Origin of the sequence: Pseudofrankia saprophytica, assembly GCF_000235425.2 — a bacterium.
Taxonomy (GTDB): Bacteria; Actinomycetota; Actinomycetes; order Frankiales; family Frankiaceae; genus Pseudofrankia; species Pseudofrankia saprophytica.
Window position 1 is genome coordinate 4,825,833 of the sequence record NZ_KI912266.1, and the last position, 17,338, is coordinate 4,843,170.

The following is a 17,338-nucleotide window of genomic DNA, read 5'->3' on the forward strand; positions in this document are numbered from 1 at the left end:
CCAGTCACGGAACGAAAGGTTCTGACGTGTGCGGGCTCGCGCGGGCGGCGACCCTGGAGTAAAGGAGGGATGAGGTGTCGCACGACGGTGATCTCACGGCGGGCCGCCGCCCGCCCGCCGCGTCCGGACACCGCCGCCCCGCCGACCCGGCCCCGGGTCCGACCGAGGCGGAGGCGGCGAGCGCGCAGGTGGCGCCCAAGGCCGGGACGGTGAGCGAGCGGGCGTACTGGCGGCTGGCCGGTGGGACCGCGCTGCTGGTGCTGGCGGCGCTCGTGCCGCTGGACTTCCTGACCGGCCGGCAGCTGGTGGTCTTCCAGGGGGTGACCCTGGTCGCCGCCAGCACGTTCGCGGTCGCCCTGGCCGTCTTCTCCATCGTGCGCAGCCGAGGCGTCGAGCGCCGTTGGCGGCTGCTGCTGAGCGCTGGCCTGCTCACTACCCTGATCGGGGCGTTGTACTGGAGCATCGGCTGGGCGGTCGCCGGCCGCACCTCGCTCCGGCTGCGCGCCGAGGACGCGGTCTACCTCGTGGCCCCCCTGCTGGGCCTGGTGGGGCTGCTGAGCATCCCGACCGGGCCCGCCGACAGGTCAGCCGGACAGCGCGCGCCCCCATCCGATGACGACGGGCGCCGGGTCGCCGCGGTGGTGGTCGCGCTGGACAGTCTGATGATCGTGGTGTCGATGTTCCTGATCGCCTGGGTCGCGGTGCTGAAACACGTCACCGAAAGCGGCCTGCGCGGCTGGCCGTTCGTGGTGGCGCTCGCCTACCCGCTCAGCGAGGTGGCGCTGGTCGTGGTCGCCCTCCTGCTGCTGACGTTCCGACGGCCCCGCAACGGCCGGGCGATGTGGCTGATCACCGCCGGCCTGCTGTTCTTCTCCATCTCGGAGTCGGCGTTGGTGTACCTGACGGCGCGGGGGCCGTTCCACGTGGAGGACACGGCGCTGTACTGGGTCGGCACCGTCATCGGGCCGCCGGTGCTCGCGCTGGGGATGGTGATCCCGCCGGGACCCGCCAGCACGCGACAGACCGGCTTCGGCCGGGTTGGCAGGGAGGACCTGTCCCTGTGGGCTCATGCCTACCTGCCGTACCTGCCGCTGGGCGTCGCCTCGCTGCTCGTCGTCGTGCCCGCCGTGCGGGGGGAGGCGCTGCAGGGCCTCACCCTGCAGCTCTCGATCGCCCTCGCCACACTGGTCGCGATCCGGCAGCTGATCACGGTGGCGCAGAACACCCGGCTGATGGCCAGCCTGCGGGCGACCCAGCGCGGACTGCGCTACCAGGCGCTGCACGACCCGCTGACGGGCCTCGCCAACCGCGCCCTGTTCACGTCCGAGGTCGACCAGGCCGTCGCCGCGCACCAGGCCGACGGCCGGCCGCTCGTGGTGCTGTTCTGCGACCTCGACGACTTCAAGACGGTCAACGACACCCTGGGGCACAACGCCGGCGACGAGCTGCTGCGCGCGGTCGCCGGCCGGCTGCGCGGCGCCGTCCGCCAGGAGGACCTCACCGCCCGCCTCGGTGGCGACGAGTTCGCCGTCCTGATGCGGGACCCGTCCGACGATCCGCGCGCGACCGGCGACGGTACCGCCTGGCGCATCCGGGAGGCGATGCGCCCGGGGTTCGAGGTGCACGGGCGGCGGCGCGACGTCCAGGCCAGCGTCGGTGTCGCCGTGGCCGACGGCGGATCCCCGGTCGCCAGCACCGAGGAGCTGCTCCACCGCGCCGACCAGGCGATGTACGCCGCCAAGAACCGCCGCCGTCGCCGCACTCGCCGGACCGTCCGCGAGCCACGCCGATCCGCTCGCCGCTGAGGCCTGTCCGCTGGGGACTATCGACCGAACTTGGCGATGGCGTCCGGGGTGACCGGGGTGAAGAGGTTCACCAGGTTGCCGTCGGGGTCGCGGAACAGCAGCGCGCGGTTGCCCCACGGCATCGTCGTCGGCTCGTTGACGAAGTCGGTCGTGATGCCCTTGATGCGCTCGTACTCGGCACCGACGTCGTCAACGATGAACTCGGTGATCACCGTGCGGTTGGCGGCGGCCTGGGCGCAGCCCGGTCCGAACAGTGGCACGGTGCGCGAGCTGGCGATCGCCAGCGTGAACGACGACACGGTCAGCTCGGCGAAGACGTCGGCCGACCAGGTCGCCGTGGTCTCGGTGACCTGCTCGTAGAACGCGACGAGTCGAGGGACGTCGTCGGTGATGATCCGAATCGAGACGAACCGCATGATGATCTCCTTCGTCGTCGGGTCAGTTGTGAGACTCGACAGCGACGCTAGGAGCGATACCGGACAGATTCCGCCCGGTATTGGGGAGAATCCTCGGCATGGCCCGTCCGACCGCGCGCGTGCTCGCCCTGCTCGAGACCCTCCAGTCCGGAGGAACGCACACCGTCGCGGAGCTGGCGGCCCGGCTCGAGGTGGACGAGCGCACCGTGCGCCGCTACGTCGGCCATCTCCTCGACCTCGATGTCCCGGTGCGTTCCGTGCGCGGCCGACACGGCGGCTACCGACTGGCCCCCGGATACCGCATGCCGCCGTTGATGCTCACCGACTCCGAGGCGCTCGCCGTCCTGCTCGGCCTGGTCGCCGGCCAGCGTGCCGGCCTGGTGACCACTGCCGACGCGACGGCCGACGGCGCCGCGGCGATCGATGGGGCGGAGGCGATCGATGGGGCCGAGGCGATCAACAGCACGGCGGCGATCGACAGCGCCGCCGGCAAGCTGCGCCGCGTGCTCCCGGAGGCGCTGGGCCGCCGGCTGGCCGCGCTGCTGGAGACCGTCGAGTTCACGGCACCCGCCCGCCCGGCGGTCACCACGACCGAGACGGGTGTCCTCCTGCTGCTGGCCGAGGCCGCGCGCGAACGCCAGCCGGTCTCGATCAGCTACACGGCCTCCGACGGTCGGCACAGCGCGCGCACGGTGTATCCATACGGGATCGTCGCCCATTCCGGCCGCTGGTACGTGACGGGAGGCGACTCCGAGAGCGGACAGGTACGCACCTTCCGGTTGGACCGGATCAGCCTGCCGCGGGCGCTGCCCGGGTCGTTCGACGTCCCTGCCGGGTTCGATCCGGCCGGCCAGGTCCTGGCCGGGATCGCCCGGGCGCCGTGGCGACATGAGGTCTCGCTGCGCGTCCAGGGGACGGCGGACCGCGTGCGTGCGCGGCTCCCGACCGGCATCGCGGTGGTTGGGCCGACCGGCGGGGACGAACCGGCCGACGGGTGGGTCAGAGTTCGGATCCGGGCCGAGCGGCTGGACTGGCTCCCCGAGATGATCGCCAGCCTGGGCCGGCCTTTCGTCATCGAGCGACCAGACGAGCTGCGCCAGCTGATGCGCTCGTACGGCCAGCGGCTCGCGGCCTGCGCCGCCGTCACCACCGACGCCGACGCGCGGACGGCCTGGACGACCGAACAACGGACAGAGTGACAACGGGACGTCGGGTCCGGTCCCGGGCCGGAGGCGGACCTCGCGAGCCTGGAGGGGATCAGGCGGGCTTACGCCAGGTCACCGCATAGCGAAACAGCGGAAGTCGCCGCCAGCGCATCCCGGGAAGAACGGTCGAGGCGATCTTGCGTACCTGGGCGTAGGTGTGGGGGTAGTCCAGCTGAACCGGCGCCGTGTGGCGCCAGAGCCCACGAGTGCGCCTGTACACCTGGGTCTGGACGACGCCGACGCCATCCACGGCGAGATCGACGACGTTCCCGCTCCGCGCGCACCCGACCACGATCAACGCCCCTCCCGGGGCCGTAAGGGCGGCCAGCCTCTGCAGGCCGGCGCCCAGGTCCGGCAGATGGTGAACGGTCGCGATCGAGCCGACGACGTCGAAGTGGTTCTCGGGCAGCGCGCAACTCATCACGTCCGCCACCACCCAGTCGACGTCCGCGCCAGACCGGCGCGCGCGCTCGACCACCGCGGCGTCCCGATCGATGCCCGTCACGTTCGGAACGAGCTCCCGAAGGTCAGCCGCCAGCAGGCCATCACCGGTGCCGACGTCAAGCGCCGTCTTCGCAGCTGGCGCCACCTCGGCCAGGACCAGCCGGTGGTAGTGCGTGTTGTGGTTCCAGTGGCGACGCGGACCAGTAGGCACGTGCGCCACTCTGCCACCCACCGCCAGCCGCCTTTGCAACACCTGACGCGCTCACCCGTCATCCTGTCGAAAGGTGCCGCGTCCCATTCGGCCGGTGATCCGGGAGCCGCGGCCAAGCCGCCGCGGAGGCGCCCGTGTCCACAGATGCTCTCTTGCCCACAGACGCTCTTTCGCCTGTGCCCTTACCCAACCGGGTCTCCCGGCTGCTCGGCGTGCGGATCCCCATCGTCCAGGCACCGATGACCTACATCGCTGGAGCGAGGCTCGCCGCAGCGGTGTCGAACGCCGGGGCGCTGGGGATCATCGAGACCACCTCACCGCAGGGCCGTGAGGATCTGAAGAGGGTCCGTGACCTCACCGACCAGCCGGTCGGCGCCAACGTCGCGCTCGCGATGCGCAAGGATCCCAGCGTCATCGATCTCCTGGTGGAGGCCGGTATCAGCGCGGTGTTCACCTCGGCCGGCGACCCGACTGCGCTGACCGACCGCCTGCACGACGCGGGATTGACGGTGTTCCATGTCGTCGGGAGCCTGCGCAACGCTCTCAAGGCCGCCGATGCCGGGGTGGACGGCCTCGTCGTCGAGGGTGTCGAGGGCGGTGGGTTCAAGAGCGCCAAGGCCGCGTCGACGCTCGTGCTGCTGCCGCTGGTCGCGTCCCAGGTAGCTCTTCCGATCATCTCGGCCGGCGGAATCTGCGACGGGCCGTCGATGGCCGCCGCTATCGTGCTCGGGGCCGAGGGCGTGCAGATGGGCACCCGGATGCTGGCGTCCCGGGAGTCGCCGCTGCACGACAACGTCAAGAACGCGGTGCTGGGGGCGGACGAGACCGGCACCGTCATGATCTCGGTCCCCGGCCTGCCGACCATGCGGGTGCTGCGGACGGCGGCGGCGGAACGGGTACTGGCCTCCGGTCGCCCGGAGGTGGGCCTGGACGGCATTCCTGCGCTCTACTTCGGCGGTGACCTCACGGCCAGCCTCGCCAACACCGGCCAGGTCGCCGGCCGCATCGAACGCGTCGAACCGGTGGCGGACATCGTCCACGAGACGTGGACCGGCTGCCGCCGCGTCCTCGCAGCGGCCAGCTCGCGCGCCAACGGTTGGCAGTGAATGGTGGCCGCGGCTGACAGCGATGGCTGACACTGGGGGTGTGCCAGCGCCCGTCGAGGTCCGCCGCGCCACGGCGGCCGACGCGGTCGCGATGGCCGGACTCGCGGATCGGGCATACCGGCCGTACGTAGCCCGGATGGATGGGCGACGCCCGGGGCCGCTGGACACGGACTACGCCGCCACCATCGACCACGCCGAGGTCTGGGTCGTCGACGGGACAGCGTACCGGCTGCGTGCCTTCCTGGTGCTGGTCCCCGGACCGGACGGTCTGTTGCTCGAGAACGTCGCCGTCGACCCGGCGGCCCAGGGCCAGGGGCTGGGTGGCGCGCTGCTCGACCTCGCGGAGGAACGGGCTCGGGCGCACGCCCACACGTCGATCTGGCTCTACACCCACGTCTCCATGGTGGAGAACCAACGGATCTACGCCGCCCGCGGCTACGTGGAAACCCACCGCGCCACCGAGAACGGCCTCGAGCGGATCTTCTACCGCAAGACCGTCGGCTGAGTCAGCAGAGCGCTCGACGCCCGACGGCTGTCGCGCGATAGGCGGGTCCCTGACGCGACCCGCCTATCGCGGCTGCTCAGACTCGGTAGAGCTTGGCGGCGTTCCCGCCCATGATCTTCTGCTGGGTCTCCGGGCGCAGAGTGGCGATCTTCTCGCTGACCATGCCGACGGGGTCCGGATGCAGGGACGTCGGGTGCGGGAAGTCGGTCTCGAACATGATGTTGTCCTCGCCGACCTGGTCGACGAGGTGCTGCAGATCCCCGCGGCCGGTCTCGAACCAGAACGTGGCGTACCAGTTGCTCTGGAAATACTCCGACGGACGCTTCTTGAGCTTCTTCGCCCACTTGGGCGCGTTCTCCTCCAACTCGTAGTCCATCGCCTCGAGCATGAACGGCACCCAGCCGATGCCGCTCTCGACGGAGACCATCTTCAGGTTGGGGTTGCGGTCGAACATCCCGGAGTAGCAGCTGTTGAGCAGCAGCTGCGAGTTGTTCTGGAACAGGGACGCGCCGCCGATCGCCGGCTTGACGTAGTCGTCCTGGCTGGGCCAGTACGTCGTGCCGAAGTAGGACAGCGACGTCTGGCTCGCGCCGATGTGGAAGTGCACCGGCAGGTTCAGCCCGGCACAGACGTCCCAGAGCGCGTCCCAGGCCGGGTCGCCGAGGTCGGGCGAGCCCGAGTCCTGCGGGTGGGCGGTCATGTTGATTCCACGGGCGCCCATCGCCGCGCAGCGCTCCGCCTCGCGGACGCAGCCCTGGAGGTCCCAGGCCGGCATGATCGGCATCGGCAGCAGCCGGTTGCCGGACTCCGCCTGGATCTCCTGCATCGCGTCGTTGTACATCTCGACGCAGAGCCGCAGGAGGTCCGTGTCCTGGACCGAGTTCCGCAGGTTCTGGCCGCCGAGCCCGATCGCGTTCGGGTAGAGGATCTGCGTGTCGATGCCCAGCTGGTCCATCAGCCGCAGGCGTTCGGCCGGGTCCCACGCCGCCGGGTGCACGTCGCCGATCCCCCAGGAACCGCCCTGGGAGTCGCGGAACGGGTGCTTCTTCCCGTCGTGGTCGATGGTGCCGCCCGAGCCGGCCTTGCCGAACGTCTTGCCCTCGATGACCCACATGTCGACGCCGTCGATCCGCTCGACGTGCGGCACCCGGTCCTCGTACCCCTTCGGGGCCCGCTCGGTAAACAGATCGTGCCGCTCGGTCATGTGAGCGTCCGCGTCGATCACCCGCAGACCTTCAGCCAACTTGACCACTCTGGCCTCCTTGCGCCGTTCGACCACACCGGTCCCGATGCCGAGCTGAGCGTACGCTCACTTCCGAGGGTCCGCAATCTCCAATTTTTTATTTTTGATTGACGGGCGACGATCGGGGCGGCCACGATGGCGACGTGGTGGCCCACCCGGTGTTGCGGCGGACGAAGACGAGCGCGGCGGTGGTCGAGTACATCCAGCACGAGATCTTCGACGGCCGGCTGCGCTGCGGCGACCGCGTGGACGTCGAGCGCATCAGTTCGGCGCTCGACGTGAGCCCCACCCCGGTCCGCGAGGCCCTGGTGCTGCTCGAACGGGATGGCCTGGTCTCGACCCGGGTGCACCGCGCGACCTTCGTGCAGCACTTCGACGCCCGCACGCTGCGGGCGGACTTCCACGTTCTCGGCCTGCTGGGTGGCGTCGCGGCCGCGCGCGTCGCGAAGGGCCGCGACCCGCAGGTCGCGGCCCAGCTGAGCGGCCTCCTGCGGGAGCTCTCCAGAAGCGGCCCGGCAGGCGCCCGGCGCGACGACCTCGCCGCCGAGATAGTCCGGGTCCAGCACCGCGCGGGCGCCACGCCGCGTCTGCTGGCCGAGCTGCGCGGGCTGGGCGGTTTCCTGGAGTGGGCGGCCCGCCAGAGCGACCGGCGAAGCCATGACGACATCGTCGAGGCGCACACCCGGGTCATCGACGCGATCGTCGCCGGCGACCCGCGGCGGGCGTCGCGGGCCCGGGTCGCCGATGCGCGAGCCGCCGCGGAAGAGGTGATCGGCGAGTTGATCCGCCGCGGTGTGCTGCGCGACGACGGCAGCAACGCCGCGGTGGCACCAGAGGCCAGCTCGGTAGACCCGGCCCGCCGCCAGGTAAGTGGCATCGCCGCCGGATAACCGCCGGACACGACTACCGGCCTGGTTTTCCACCACCGTTCTGCGGCGGAAAACCAGGCCGGTCACTTCTTCCGGTCTATTTTTTGCCACCGCAGGCTTCGCCTGCGTCCGGTCTGCCTACCACCGGGATCTCACACGCAGACCCAGACGGAGCGCGCGGGAACCCAGTGTCGTTGCCCGTTCACCCAGTCCCAGTGGCCGCTTTCATGACGCCAGTAACAGTGGGCCGCGGCGTTGGTGACATGGCTGGGTGTCAGCGCGGCCTCGGCCGGAGCCGCGGACAGCACCGATCCCAGCACGGCGGCGACAATCAGCAGAGGATATTTTCGGCCGTTTCGGTACGCCATGTCCGCTCCCCCCGGCGCACTGCGCCGTCTCATCGAGGAAGTTCCGGCTGAATTACCGTTCCGAGATACCCGTGGTTACTGAGAGTTAACCGTTCCTGTGACGTTGGGTAGTACAAGCCGGCGCCCGTGGTGCGAGCGCCGGGCATGGACATGAGACTGCGAACATGAGCGGCACTGCGCGGTTGACCGCCTCCGGATCGTCCGCCGGCGCAGGCGGGCGCGTGGACGCCGCGCCCGGCGTCTCGACGACCGGCCCGGCGGTCGGCGTTCTGGCCGGGCGAACGGTCGTGGTCACCGGCGCGAGCTCGGGCATCGGAGCGGCCGCGGCGCGGCGTCTCGCCGAGCTGGGCGCCAGCGTCGTCGTGCTGGGGCGCTCCCCGGTGAGGACCCGAGCGGTCGCCGAGAGCAGCGGCGCCGTCCCGCTGCTCGCGGACTTCGCCCGGCTGGACGAGGTTCGGCGGGTGGCCGACCAGATCCTGGAGCTGTGCCCGCGCATCGACGTGCTGGCGAACAATGCCGGGGCGATGTATCCGGAACGGCTGGTCACCGTGGATGGCCATGAGATGACCTTCCAGGTCAACTATCTCGCCGGGTACCTGCTCACCTTGCTGCTCATGCCGCGGCTGACCGCGACGCCAGGCTCCCGGGTGATCATGACCAGTAGCATCATAAACCGGATCGGGCATATCGACCTCGACGATCTGGACCATTCCCGCCGTCCCTACCGGGAGTTCCAGGCCTATGCCGACAGCAAGCTGGCGGATATTTTGTTCGTTCGCGAGCTCGCCCGCCGGGCCGCGGACCGGGCCATCGCGAGCCTGGGCACCGACGGACCGACGGCGACCGCCTTCCACCCCGGCGACGTCGCCACCAGCATCGTCCGCTACACCCGGCCACTGGCCCGGCTCAACGGCCGCTGGTGGAACCGGTTCGTCACGCTTACTCCCGACCAGGGGGCGCAGCCGCTGGTCGCGCTCGCCGTCCGCGCGGACCCACGCGCCGTCAATGGCGCCTACCTGCATCGTTTCCGGCGGCACGAGCGGCTGTTGACGTCCCGTCAGTCACGCGACCCGGATCTCGCCCGCCGCCTCTGGGACCGCAGCGCCGCCCTCGTCGACCTGCCCGGGTAACGGCCGGAGCGGCCGCCAGGGAATGCCGGCGGCCGCCGGCCGCGGGCTTGCCCGCGGTCGGCGGCCGCTGAGCGCGTCGACGAAAGCTCCTGGAGCGTGGACGTGCTACCGCTTGTTGAGCAGGCCCGCGTCGACGGGGACGACCGTGCCGGTCACGTAGCGCGCGTCATCGGACACCAGCCATGCGATGGCGTTGGAGATGTCCAGCGGTTCCACCATGTCGACGGGCATCGCGTTGGTCAGCGCGCTCGCGAGCGCCGGCGACCTCTCCAGGATGGCGGCCAGGTTCCCATCGCCGGCCATGGGCGTGCGCACCGCCGTCGGGGCGACGCTGTTCACCCGGATGCTGTACTGCGCCAGGTAGTTGGCCCACGACCGCATCAGCCCGATGACGCCGTGCTTGGCGGCGGTGTAGCCCAGGAATCCCGCCACGGGAATGCCCACGCCGATCAGCCCGCCCGTGGAGCTGGTCAGCACGATCGACCCGCCCTGGTTCCGCTTGACCATCGGCGGGATCGCGACGCGACCGGTGTTCCAGACACCCGTGAGGTTGACGGCGACGACGTCATCCCACTCCGCCTCCTCCGACGCGCTTCCGCCGCCCGCGCCGATGCCGGCGTTCGCCACCACGATGTCGACCGCCCCCAGCTCGGCCACGCCCTCGTCGTAGGCCTTCCGCAGCGAGGCCACATCACGCACGTCGGCCTGCCGGGCGACGATGCGCCGGCCGAGCGCCTCGACCTCCTTCACCGTCTGGGCGAGCTCTTCCGCCGTGCCCATCGGGTATGTCACCGTGGCGATCTGGGCGCAGATGTCCACCGCGATGATGTCGGCGCCCTCCTGCGCCAGCCGAATCGCGTGGCTGCGGCCCTGGCCGCGCGCGGCACCGGTGATGAACGCGACCTTGCCGTCCAGTTTTCCCATTACCCATCCTTAGCTCATGGTGCGGAGATCAGGGCCGGGCATACCGCGATGACAAGCGGGCGCCCACGCTAGCCGACGGTGATCGGCAACGTTTCCCAACCGCGCATCGTCGACGTCGACGACAGCGCGACGTTTTTCCAGTCGACATCCCACGTCGGGAAGCGCTTCACGAACTCCTCGAGCGCGATCCTGGCCTCGAGCCGGGCGAGTGAGGCTCCGAGGCAGTAGTGGGTGCCGAACCCGAAGGTGCGCTGGTTGTTGACCTTGCGGTGGATGTCGAACCGGCCGGGCTCCGGCCAGCACTCCTCGTCCCGGTTCGCCGAGGCGAGGAGCAGCATCATGGCGCTGCCGGCGGGCACCGTCCGGCCATGCAGCTCGACGTCGGCCGTGACGTACCGGGCGACGGCGTGGCCGGTCGGCTCGAACCGCAGGGTCTCCTCGACGGTGTTCGGGACGAGCCCGGGATCGTCCACCAGCTCGGCGCGCTGGTCGGGGTGACGGTCGAGCAGCGCGGCCAGCCAGCCGATCAGCCGGGCCGTGGTCTCGTTGCCCGCGCCGGCCAGGACGGTGACGTAGGTCAGGATCTCCGCGCGGGTGAGCGTGCGGGTCGTGCCGGCCGTGTCGACGAACTCGGCGCGCAGCAGCTCGGTCATCAGGTCGTCCGACGGGTGCTGGGCGCGCCAGTCGATGTAGTCGGCGAACAGGTCGGTGTCCATGAGCGCCTTCTCGGACACCTTCATCTGCTGCCCCGGCTCGGTGCGCAGCTTCGCGTCCGCCCGCTCGCGGACCGCCGTCTGGTCCGACTCCGGGATGCCGAGCAGCATCCCGATCACCCGCATCGGCACCTCGTTCGCGAACTCTGTCATCACGTCGAAGCCGTCGGCTCCGGCCAGCCGGTCGAGACAGCGCGTGCAGAAGTCCCGGATCTCCGCCTCGAGCGAGGCGACCCGCCGTGGCGTGAACACCCGCGCGAGCAGGCCGCGGTGGATGTCGTGGGCCGGCGGGTCCTCCATCAGCAATGTGCCTGGCGGAATGCGGATGTTCGCCTTGATGACTTCCAGGATCGGTCCCCGGGCCGACGAGAACGTCTTCCAGTCGATCAGCCCGCGATTGATGTCCTCGTAGCGGCTGAGGGCGTAGAAGTCGTGCTTGTCGTTGTAGTAAAGGGGTGCCTCCGCGCGCAGCCGTTGGTAGACGGGATAGGGGTCGACGGCGATTTCACGGTCGAAGGGATCCCAGTAGACCGCGCCATCACGACTCACCTGGCGAGCCCCCTTTTCGACGACTGCGAGACCGCGGCTCGCGCGCCCGATCGGACACGCGGAAGTATTAACAGCCGTTCTAGCTGGGCGATCGCCCAATGTCAACAGATGCCGCCCGCCGGGCCGCCGCTCGCCGCCCCGCGGACCCACCGATCCCGACACCTTGAGCGACCATATGACTACCATCCGTGCCGCGGCACGTCGCGGCACGTCGCGGCTCGTCGCGACGAAGGCGCGCCTCCGAGCCTTCGCCGGATGCGCGCGGCACCATCACGGGCCGAGGTCCCGAGTAGGGTCATACCGGCGACGAAAATAATCCTCCGCACCCTTTTCGTATTTCTGATGCACAGCTGAGCGAATTTTCTGATGCGAGGCGGCTGAACAGGGTGATCGACATGGCGACGCGGATCACGGAATGAAGGTCGCGATGCTGGCGCCGGTGGCGTGGCGCACCCCGCCTCGGCACTACGGCCCGTGGGAGCAGATCGCCAGCCACCTCGCGGAGGGCCTGGTGGCCCGCGGCGTCGACGTCACGCTGTTCGCGACGCTGGATTCGCGCACGGCCGGGGAGCTGGACGGTGTGTGCCCGCACGGATACGCCGAGGACCCAGAGCTCGACGGCCGGGTGTGGGAGGCGTTGCACGTGGCCCACGCGCTGGCCCGCTCCGGCGAGTTCGATCTGGTGCACAACCATCTTGACTGGCTGCCGCTGGCGTTCGCGGCGCATTTCCGGGCGCCGATGGTCACGACGGTCCACGGATTCTCCGACCCGCGGATCGTCCCCGCCTATGCCCGGGCGGCCTCCACCTACGTCTCCATTTCCGACGCCGATCGCAGCCCGGAACTGGACTATGCCGCGACGGTGTATCACGGCGTCGATCTGGCCGCCCTTCCGTTCTCGGCCGCCGGCGGGGAGGAACTGGTCGTCCTCGGCCGGATTCATCCCGACAAGGGCACCGCGGCGGCCATCGAGATCGCCCGCCTGGCGGGCCGGCGGCTGGTGATCTGCGGGATCGTTCAGGACGAGCGCTACTTCGCCGAACAGGTGCGGCCCCACGTCGACGGGGACGCCGTGAGCTACCTCGGGCCGGTCGGGCCGTCCAGGCGAGCGGAGGTGCTCGGTTCCGCCGCCGCACTGCTGCATCCGATCGCGTTCGACGAACCGTTCGGCCTGGCGGTCGTCGAGGCGATGGTGTGCGGCACGCCGGTCGTCGCCTACCGCCGTGGGGCCATGCGGGAGGTCGTGGACGAGGGAGTGACCGGGTTCCTGGTGGACGATCCGGCGGCGGCCGTGGCGGCGGTGGACCGCGCCACGAATCTCGACCGCGCCGCGTGCCGGGCAACGGCGAGCCGGCGGTTCTCGATGGCTCGCATGGTCACCGACTATCTCGCCCTCTACGAACGCATCCTGCGCTGACCTGCCCGACGGTTCAGCCCCGTCAGCTCCGTCAGGCGCGTCAGGCCCGGTCGGCCGGCCGGGCGGTCGCCCGGGTCATCCGCGCGAGCAGGGCGTCGACCGGCACGCTCGCCACCCCGACCCGGGAGTCACCGATCCCGTAGGGGAGCCAGAGCCGCCCGTCATGGACCAGGCCGCCGCAGGAGTACACGACGTTGGGGACATAGCCATCGGTCTCGGTCCGGCCCGGGGTGAGCAGCGGCTCGGGCAGCGTCGCGACCAGGGTGGACGGGTCCTCCAGGTCGAGCAGGATCGCTCCCACGGTGTACGTGCGCATCGGCCCGACGCCATGGGTGAGGACGAGCCAGCCCGCCGACGTCTCGATGGGTGAGCCGCAGTTGCCGACCTGAATGAGTTCGAACGGCGCCCTCGGCACATGCACCGGGCGGGACGGTTCCCAGACCAGCCCGTCGTCGGATGCCGTCAGACCGGTGGTCTCCCCGTCGGATCGGCAGAGCGCGAGGTGACGGCCGCCGACGAGCCGGGGGAACAGCGCCATCCCCTTGTTCCGGGCCGCCGGGCCGGCGAGCGGAGAGGACGTGAAGATCCGCAGGTCGGGGCTGGTGAGCAGTCGTGGCACGATGTGGGTGCCGTCATAGGCCGTGTATGTCGCTCGGTAGTCGACGGTTCCGTTCGGCGCGGTGAAACGGACGAACCGCGCGTCTTCCATCCCCTTGCTCTCGCTGGCGACAGTGGGCCACAGGACCCGCTGCGTCAGGGCGCTGTCCCGCGGGAACTCGACTCCTCGCAGCGATCCGGCGATGGACCGGATCCCGGCCAGGATGCCGGCGGCCTGCGGACGGCGCAGCAGTTCCGCGGGCATGCTGGTGAAGGCCTTTTCGAGCCCGTCTCCGGCCAGACTCCTGTCGGTGGCGTCGAGGACATCGAGGACAGAGCGCGTGACCTCGTCGCCGAGGCCATGCTCGGCGAGCAGGGAGCGCAGCCGGCCGCGCTCCCACGCGACCGGTACGACCATGCCGGTGGTGAGCGGGCCGGTGCGTGACTCCAGCCGCACCGTCGGGCCTGGGCCGAGCACGCCGACCGCGAAGGCGATCGAGGACACGTGCCCTTCGCCGACGGCGCGCAGGCTGAGCACCAGGCGCAGTGCGCCGGGTGGCAGCCCCGACTGGTCGGGGTGCGCGACCGCCGACGGATTGGTGACGGCCGCGCCTTCCACCGCGTACTCGGCGGTGAAGCTCGCGCCGAGCAGCAGCGTGCGCGCCGGCGAGAGCTCGGCCGGCGCCGCGACGCGGGGAGCCACGATCGCCGCGTGCCGCGCCAGGGTGCCGCGGTAGTCCCGGTGCCGGGGCTCGAACCGGTCGAGCAGGGCGGCGACGAGGCCGTCAACCTCGTCCTCGGCCAGAGCGAGCACCCGGTCCACGATGCCCGCGGCCCGGGAGTGCCCCTCGCCGCCCTCCTCGCCGGGGAGGAAGAGCTTCGCGATGACCCTGCCGGGATCCGCGGCCAGCGTGAGCGGAAGCCGGGTGACCAGGTCCGACTCAAGGGTCACGGTGTACTCGGCGCCAGCAGCCGGCGGGCGTGCTGCTCCGTGGACAGCAGGGCGAGCGCGGACTCCGCCCCCTGGTTGGCGTTGCACCCCCCGGGTTCGAGGCCGTCGTGGCAACCACCGGTCGTGGCGTCGACCAGCGGCGTGCCGGCGTCGTTCTCGCCGAGGAACCAGCCGTGCGCCTGCCCGAGGCCGGTGAGCCACCGGTTCTGACTGGTCGCCGCGTAGGCCCGCGCGCAGGCGTCCGCGATGGCCGCCGCCTCGATGGGCTGCTGGTCGAAGCCAGGCCTGGGATCGCCCCGAGGGCGCCGGCCACCGACGGGGGTCGGCGACAGCGTTCCGTCCCTGGTCTCCACGTGGAGCAGCCAGGCCAGCAACCGCAGGCCGTCCGCGCGTGCCGTCCGGTCTGACAGGCACATGCCCGCGAGGATCAGCGCCTCCGGCACCGCCGCGTTGGCGTAGCGCAGGGTGGGCTCCGGCCAGGGCCATCCGGGACTGTCGTCGATCGGGCCGATCGCGGCGACGGCGTCGGCGAGCAGAGTACGAGCCGGCTCGTCGTCCGGGTGGGCCAGCAGCAGCTCGCCCGCTCCGAGCGCGGCGAAGGTCATGGCCCGCAGCCAGGGGGAACGGCGGGCGGCACTGACCTGGAACCCGGCCCGGGCCCGCGCCCGCAGCCGCCGGGTGGGCGCCAGCGCCGCCGCGGTGCCCAGCCCCCACAGGGCCCGGCCCCAGCAGTCGCCGAGTTCGGGGTCGTCCCGCCAGCGGCCTTCGGTGTCGCGCCGGTTGACGACCCTTCCGTCCGGCGCCTGCGCCGCCAGCACGAAGTCGAGATAGAGCTCCAGCAGCCGAATGAGTTCCAGGGGTGGCGACGGCTCGCGAGACAGCACGACCAGCCCGCGCGCGACGTCATCCACGCAGTACCCGTACTCCCGGCGCGGCACCGAGCCAAGAGCGTGCTCGAACAGGCCGATGTCGTCGCTGAGCCGGAAAAGATGAGCGAACGAGATCGCCGGCGTCACCGGGCCACCGTCGCCGTCGCCGTCATCGACATGGGCGTGGGCGCTGGCGCGAGCGCCCGCTGGGGCGTGGGCACGGGTGCGACACCCGGCCTGCTCCCGGTGCGGGCGGCCAGCCCGGTGGCGAGCCGGCGGTAGCGCCGCGCCACCGCGGGCCACAGCAGCTCGGGTGCGTGGGTGGCGGCGGCGCTCGTCAGCCCGCGGGCGACGCCGTCATCGGTGAGGATGCCGCGCACCGCCGCCGCGATCTCCGCCGGGTCACCGTGTGGCACGAGCAGGCCGGTGCCGTCGCCGAGCAGCTCGACCGCGTGCGGGAAGCGGGTGGCCACGACTGGCCGCAGCGCCGCGACCGCCTCGATGAGGATGCCGGAGGTCACCTGGTCGACGGAGTCATAGGGCAGCAGGACCACGTCGGCGCCGCTGACGAGGTCGGCGAGCGATTCACTGTCGAGGTAGCGGGGGTCGAAGGCGACGGAGTCGGCCACGCCGAGCCGGCTGGCCAGCGCGGCCAGCCCTTCCCGGTACGCCTCGCCGTCCCGGGCGAGGACCTTGGGATGGGTCTGGCCCGCGACGAGGTAGCGCGGGGCCGGGTCGAGGTCGGCCAGCTGGGCCATCGCCGCGATGCCCCACTCGATGCCCTTGCCTGGCCCGAGCAGGCCCCAGGTGAGGATGGTCGGCCGGGCGGACCGCGCCGGCGTGGCGCGGCGGTTGTCGGCCGCGCCGTGCGGGATCACCGTGACCCGGTACGGGTGGACGTGGTACCCGTCGAGCAGCCGGTCCCGCGCGGTCTCGGTCATCACGACGACGGCGTCCGCGGACGCGACCAGTGCCTCCATGACCTCGCGCTGGTGCTGGGACGGGCTCACGAGCACGGTGTGCAGGACGACCACCACCGGCACCTCGAGATTGTCGAGAACCTCGATCACCTCGTCGCCGTCCGGCCCTCCGTAGACCCCGTACTCGTGCTGGACGACCGCGACGTCGAAACCGTTCAGGAGCCGCGCCGCGCGGCGCGGGCCACCCGCGGTTCCGGCCACCAGGTCCCCCACGACGGCCGCTGGTCGCCGGCCGGGCCCCGCCGGCGCCTCGAGCAGTCGCACCACCCCACTGGTGGCGCCCGGCGCCGCGCTGGCCAGTTCGCCGAGAAGGGCCGCCGTGAAGGTGGCGAGCCCGCACTGCGTCGGGAAATAGGTGCTCAGAAAGCCGTAACGGAGGGGCACGAAGGCCCGCCTTCCGGTAGTTGCCGACACCGAGTCGGCCGGCGGTCACGCGAGCGCTGCGCTCCGTGGATGCACGATGTGAGGCTCACGCCCGCGGCGAGAGGTGCCGGCACCGGCGGGGGCCAGCAACGAAAAGATGGCCATCTGGCCCAGACACTCGTCGCGCCAGAGGTTGGCACTCGATCCTATTGAGTGCTAACTCATTTGTAGCCCTCTCAAACCCCAAAAGCAAACGGAGACAGCCCCGGGTCTCGCCGTGTCATTTGGCGCACCAGATCGCCACTTCCGGTGGCACCCGGAGCTGGTCGCCCCGGTGTCGTCCTGGCACCCACAGGCGCGCCATCCGATGCCACGACCACCGTCGCCATTTGCGTCCGCAAACGTGAGATTGCATACTATTACTTTCCGTCATTGTATGAGCGCAAATTGGGAATTCTCCTTCCGCGCAGGGCTGTACCGGTCGCCGGACGCCGGTCGTCTCGACGGTCCGCCGATATGTTTCGCGGTCCGCCGACCGCGAATTCCCAGCCGTGCGGCGGGAACTCGGCAGCGATCAGGCGACGCCCGTGTCAGGACATGGGTCGCCGTCCGCTCGTGCATGATGCACGCCGCATGCACGATGCAGGTGAGCTGGCCAGCGCACATGATGTG

15 protein-coding genes are annotated in these 17,338 nt (G+C 71.0%); 7 read left to right on the top strand and 8 right to left on the bottom strand.

What is annotated here, in order from left to right; translation table 11 throughout:
• The first annotated feature begins 74 nt into the window (after positions 1–74).
• Positions 75–1,805, top strand: coding sequence for a GGDEF domain-containing protein (locus FRCN3DRAFT_RS45405; protein WP_007512109.1), 1,731 nt, complete (start codon positions 75–77; stop codon positions 1,803–1,805).
• A gap of 17 nt (positions 1,806–1,822) precedes the next feature.
• Here FRCN3DRAFT_RS45405 and FRCN3DRAFT_RS0220265 read toward each other — a convergent pair whose 3' ends face one another.
• Complete coding sequence (locus tag FRCN3DRAFT_RS0220265) at positions 1,823–2,221, bottom strand: VOC family protein (RefSeq protein ID WP_007512111.1); 399 nt, start codon at positions 2,219–2,221, stop codon at positions 1,823–1,825.
• A 98-nt stretch (positions 2,222–2,319) separates the two neighbouring features.
• Here FRCN3DRAFT_RS0220265 and FRCN3DRAFT_RS0220270 point away from each other — a divergent pair, with 98 nt between their 5' ends.
• Positions 2,320–3,420, top strand: a complete 1,101-nt coding sequence (locus FRCN3DRAFT_RS0220270; protein WP_007512114.1) for a helix-turn-helix transcriptional regulator — start codon at positions 2,320–2,322, stop codon at positions 3,418–3,420.
• A gap of 58 nt (positions 3,421–3,478) precedes the next feature.
• Here the strand turns inward: FRCN3DRAFT_RS0220270 and FRCN3DRAFT_RS0220275 are convergent, their stop codons facing one another.
• A complete protein-coding gene (locus FRCN3DRAFT_RS0220275) occupies positions 3,479–4,081 on the bottom strand; it encodes a class I SAM-dependent methyltransferase (protein WP_027140772.1) in 603 nt (200 codons plus the stop codon).
• Positions 4,082–4,257: 176 nt separating this feature from the next.
• On the opposite strand from FRCN3DRAFT_RS0220275, the gene FRCN3DRAFT_RS0220280 reads away from it, so the two are divergent.
• Positions 4,258–5,187: an NAD(P)H-dependent flavin oxidoreductase gene (locus tag FRCN3DRAFT_RS0220280; protein WP_232794088.1), complete on the top strand. Its 930-nt coding sequence runs from the start codon at positions 4,258–4,260 to the stop codon at positions 5,185–5,187.
• 40 nt (positions 5,188–5,227) lie between these two features.
• On the top strand, positions 5,228–5,692 hold the full coding sequence (locus tag FRCN3DRAFT_RS0220285) for a GNAT family N-acetyltransferase (RefSeq protein WP_027140774.1): 465 nt from the start codon (positions 5,228–5,230) through the stop codon (positions 5,690–5,692).
• Positions 5,693–5,768: 76 nt separating this feature from the next.
• Here the strand turns inward: FRCN3DRAFT_RS0220285 and FRCN3DRAFT_RS0220290 are convergent, their stop codons facing one another.
• Positions 5,769–6,944: an amidohydrolase family protein gene (locus FRCN3DRAFT_RS0220290; protein ID WP_007512122.1), complete on the bottom strand. Its 1,176-nt coding sequence runs from the start codon at positions 6,942–6,944 to the stop codon at positions 5,769–5,771.
• Positions 6,945–7,078: 134 nt separating this feature from the next.
• Between FRCN3DRAFT_RS0220290 and FRCN3DRAFT_RS45410 the strand changes: the two genes are divergently transcribed.
• A complete protein-coding gene (locus FRCN3DRAFT_RS45410) occupies positions 7,079–7,825 on the top strand; it encodes a GntR family transcriptional regulator (RefSeq protein WP_051466317.1) in 747 nt (248 codons plus the stop codon).
• Between the two features lie 511 nt (positions 7,826–8,336).
• Positions 8,337–9,302, top strand: coding sequence for an SDR family NAD(P)-dependent oxidoreductase (locus FRCN3DRAFT_RS0220305; protein ID WP_106410242.1), 966 nt, complete (start codon positions 8,337–8,339; stop codon positions 9,300–9,302).
• A gap of 105 nt (positions 9,303–9,407) precedes the next feature.
• Here FRCN3DRAFT_RS0220305 and FRCN3DRAFT_RS0220310 read toward each other — a convergent pair whose 3' ends face one another.
• Entirely contained in the window at positions 9,408–10,226 is an 819-nt protein-coding gene (locus tag FRCN3DRAFT_RS0220310) for a mycofactocin-coupled SDR family oxidoreductase (protein ID WP_007512130.1), read from the bottom strand.
• Between the two features lie 68 nt (positions 10,227–10,294).
• On the bottom strand, positions 10,295–11,488 hold the full coding sequence (locus tag FRCN3DRAFT_RS0220315; RefSeq protein WP_007512132.1) for a cytochrome P450: 1,194 nt from the start codon (positions 11,486–11,488) through the stop codon (positions 10,295–10,297).
• A 415-nt stretch (positions 11,489–11,903) separates the two neighbouring features.
• On the opposite strand from FRCN3DRAFT_RS0220315, the gene FRCN3DRAFT_RS0220320 reads away from it, so the two are divergent.
• On the top strand, positions 11,904–12,905 hold the full coding sequence (locus FRCN3DRAFT_RS0220320; RefSeq protein WP_007512134.1) for a glycosyltransferase family 4 protein: 1,002 nt from the start codon (positions 11,904–11,906) through the stop codon (positions 12,903–12,905).
• Positions 12,906–12,945: 40 nt separating this feature from the next.
• Here FRCN3DRAFT_RS0220320 and FRCN3DRAFT_RS0220325 read toward each other — a convergent pair whose 3' ends face one another.
• From FRCN3DRAFT_RS0220325 to FRCN3DRAFT_RS0220335, 3 genes are read right to left on the bottom strand one after another with little or no spacing between them, the layout of a single operon-like run.
• On the bottom strand, positions 12,946–14,454 hold the full coding sequence (locus FRCN3DRAFT_RS0220325; RefSeq protein ID WP_007512136.1) for a glycoside hydrolase family 130 protein: 1,509 nt from the start codon (positions 14,452–14,454) through the stop codon (positions 12,946–12,948).
• Positions 14,451–15,470 carry a hypothetical protein gene (locus tag FRCN3DRAFT_RS0220330; protein WP_007512138.1) on the bottom strand — a complete coding sequence of 340 codons (1,020 nt, stop codon included), beginning with the start codon at positions 15,468–15,470 and terminating at the stop codon, positions 14,451–14,453. The genes FRCN3DRAFT_RS0220325 and FRCN3DRAFT_RS0220330 overlap by 4 nt, the downstream gene beginning before the upstream one ends.
• Positions 15,467–16,687, bottom strand: coding sequence for a glycosyltransferase (locus tag FRCN3DRAFT_RS0220335; protein WP_007512139.1), 1,221 nt, complete (start codon positions 16,685–16,687; stop codon positions 15,467–15,469). Before FRCN3DRAFT_RS0220335 ends, FRCN3DRAFT_RS0220330 begins: the two co-directional genes overlap by 4 nt.
• Positions 16,688–17,338: the final 651 nt, after the last annotated feature.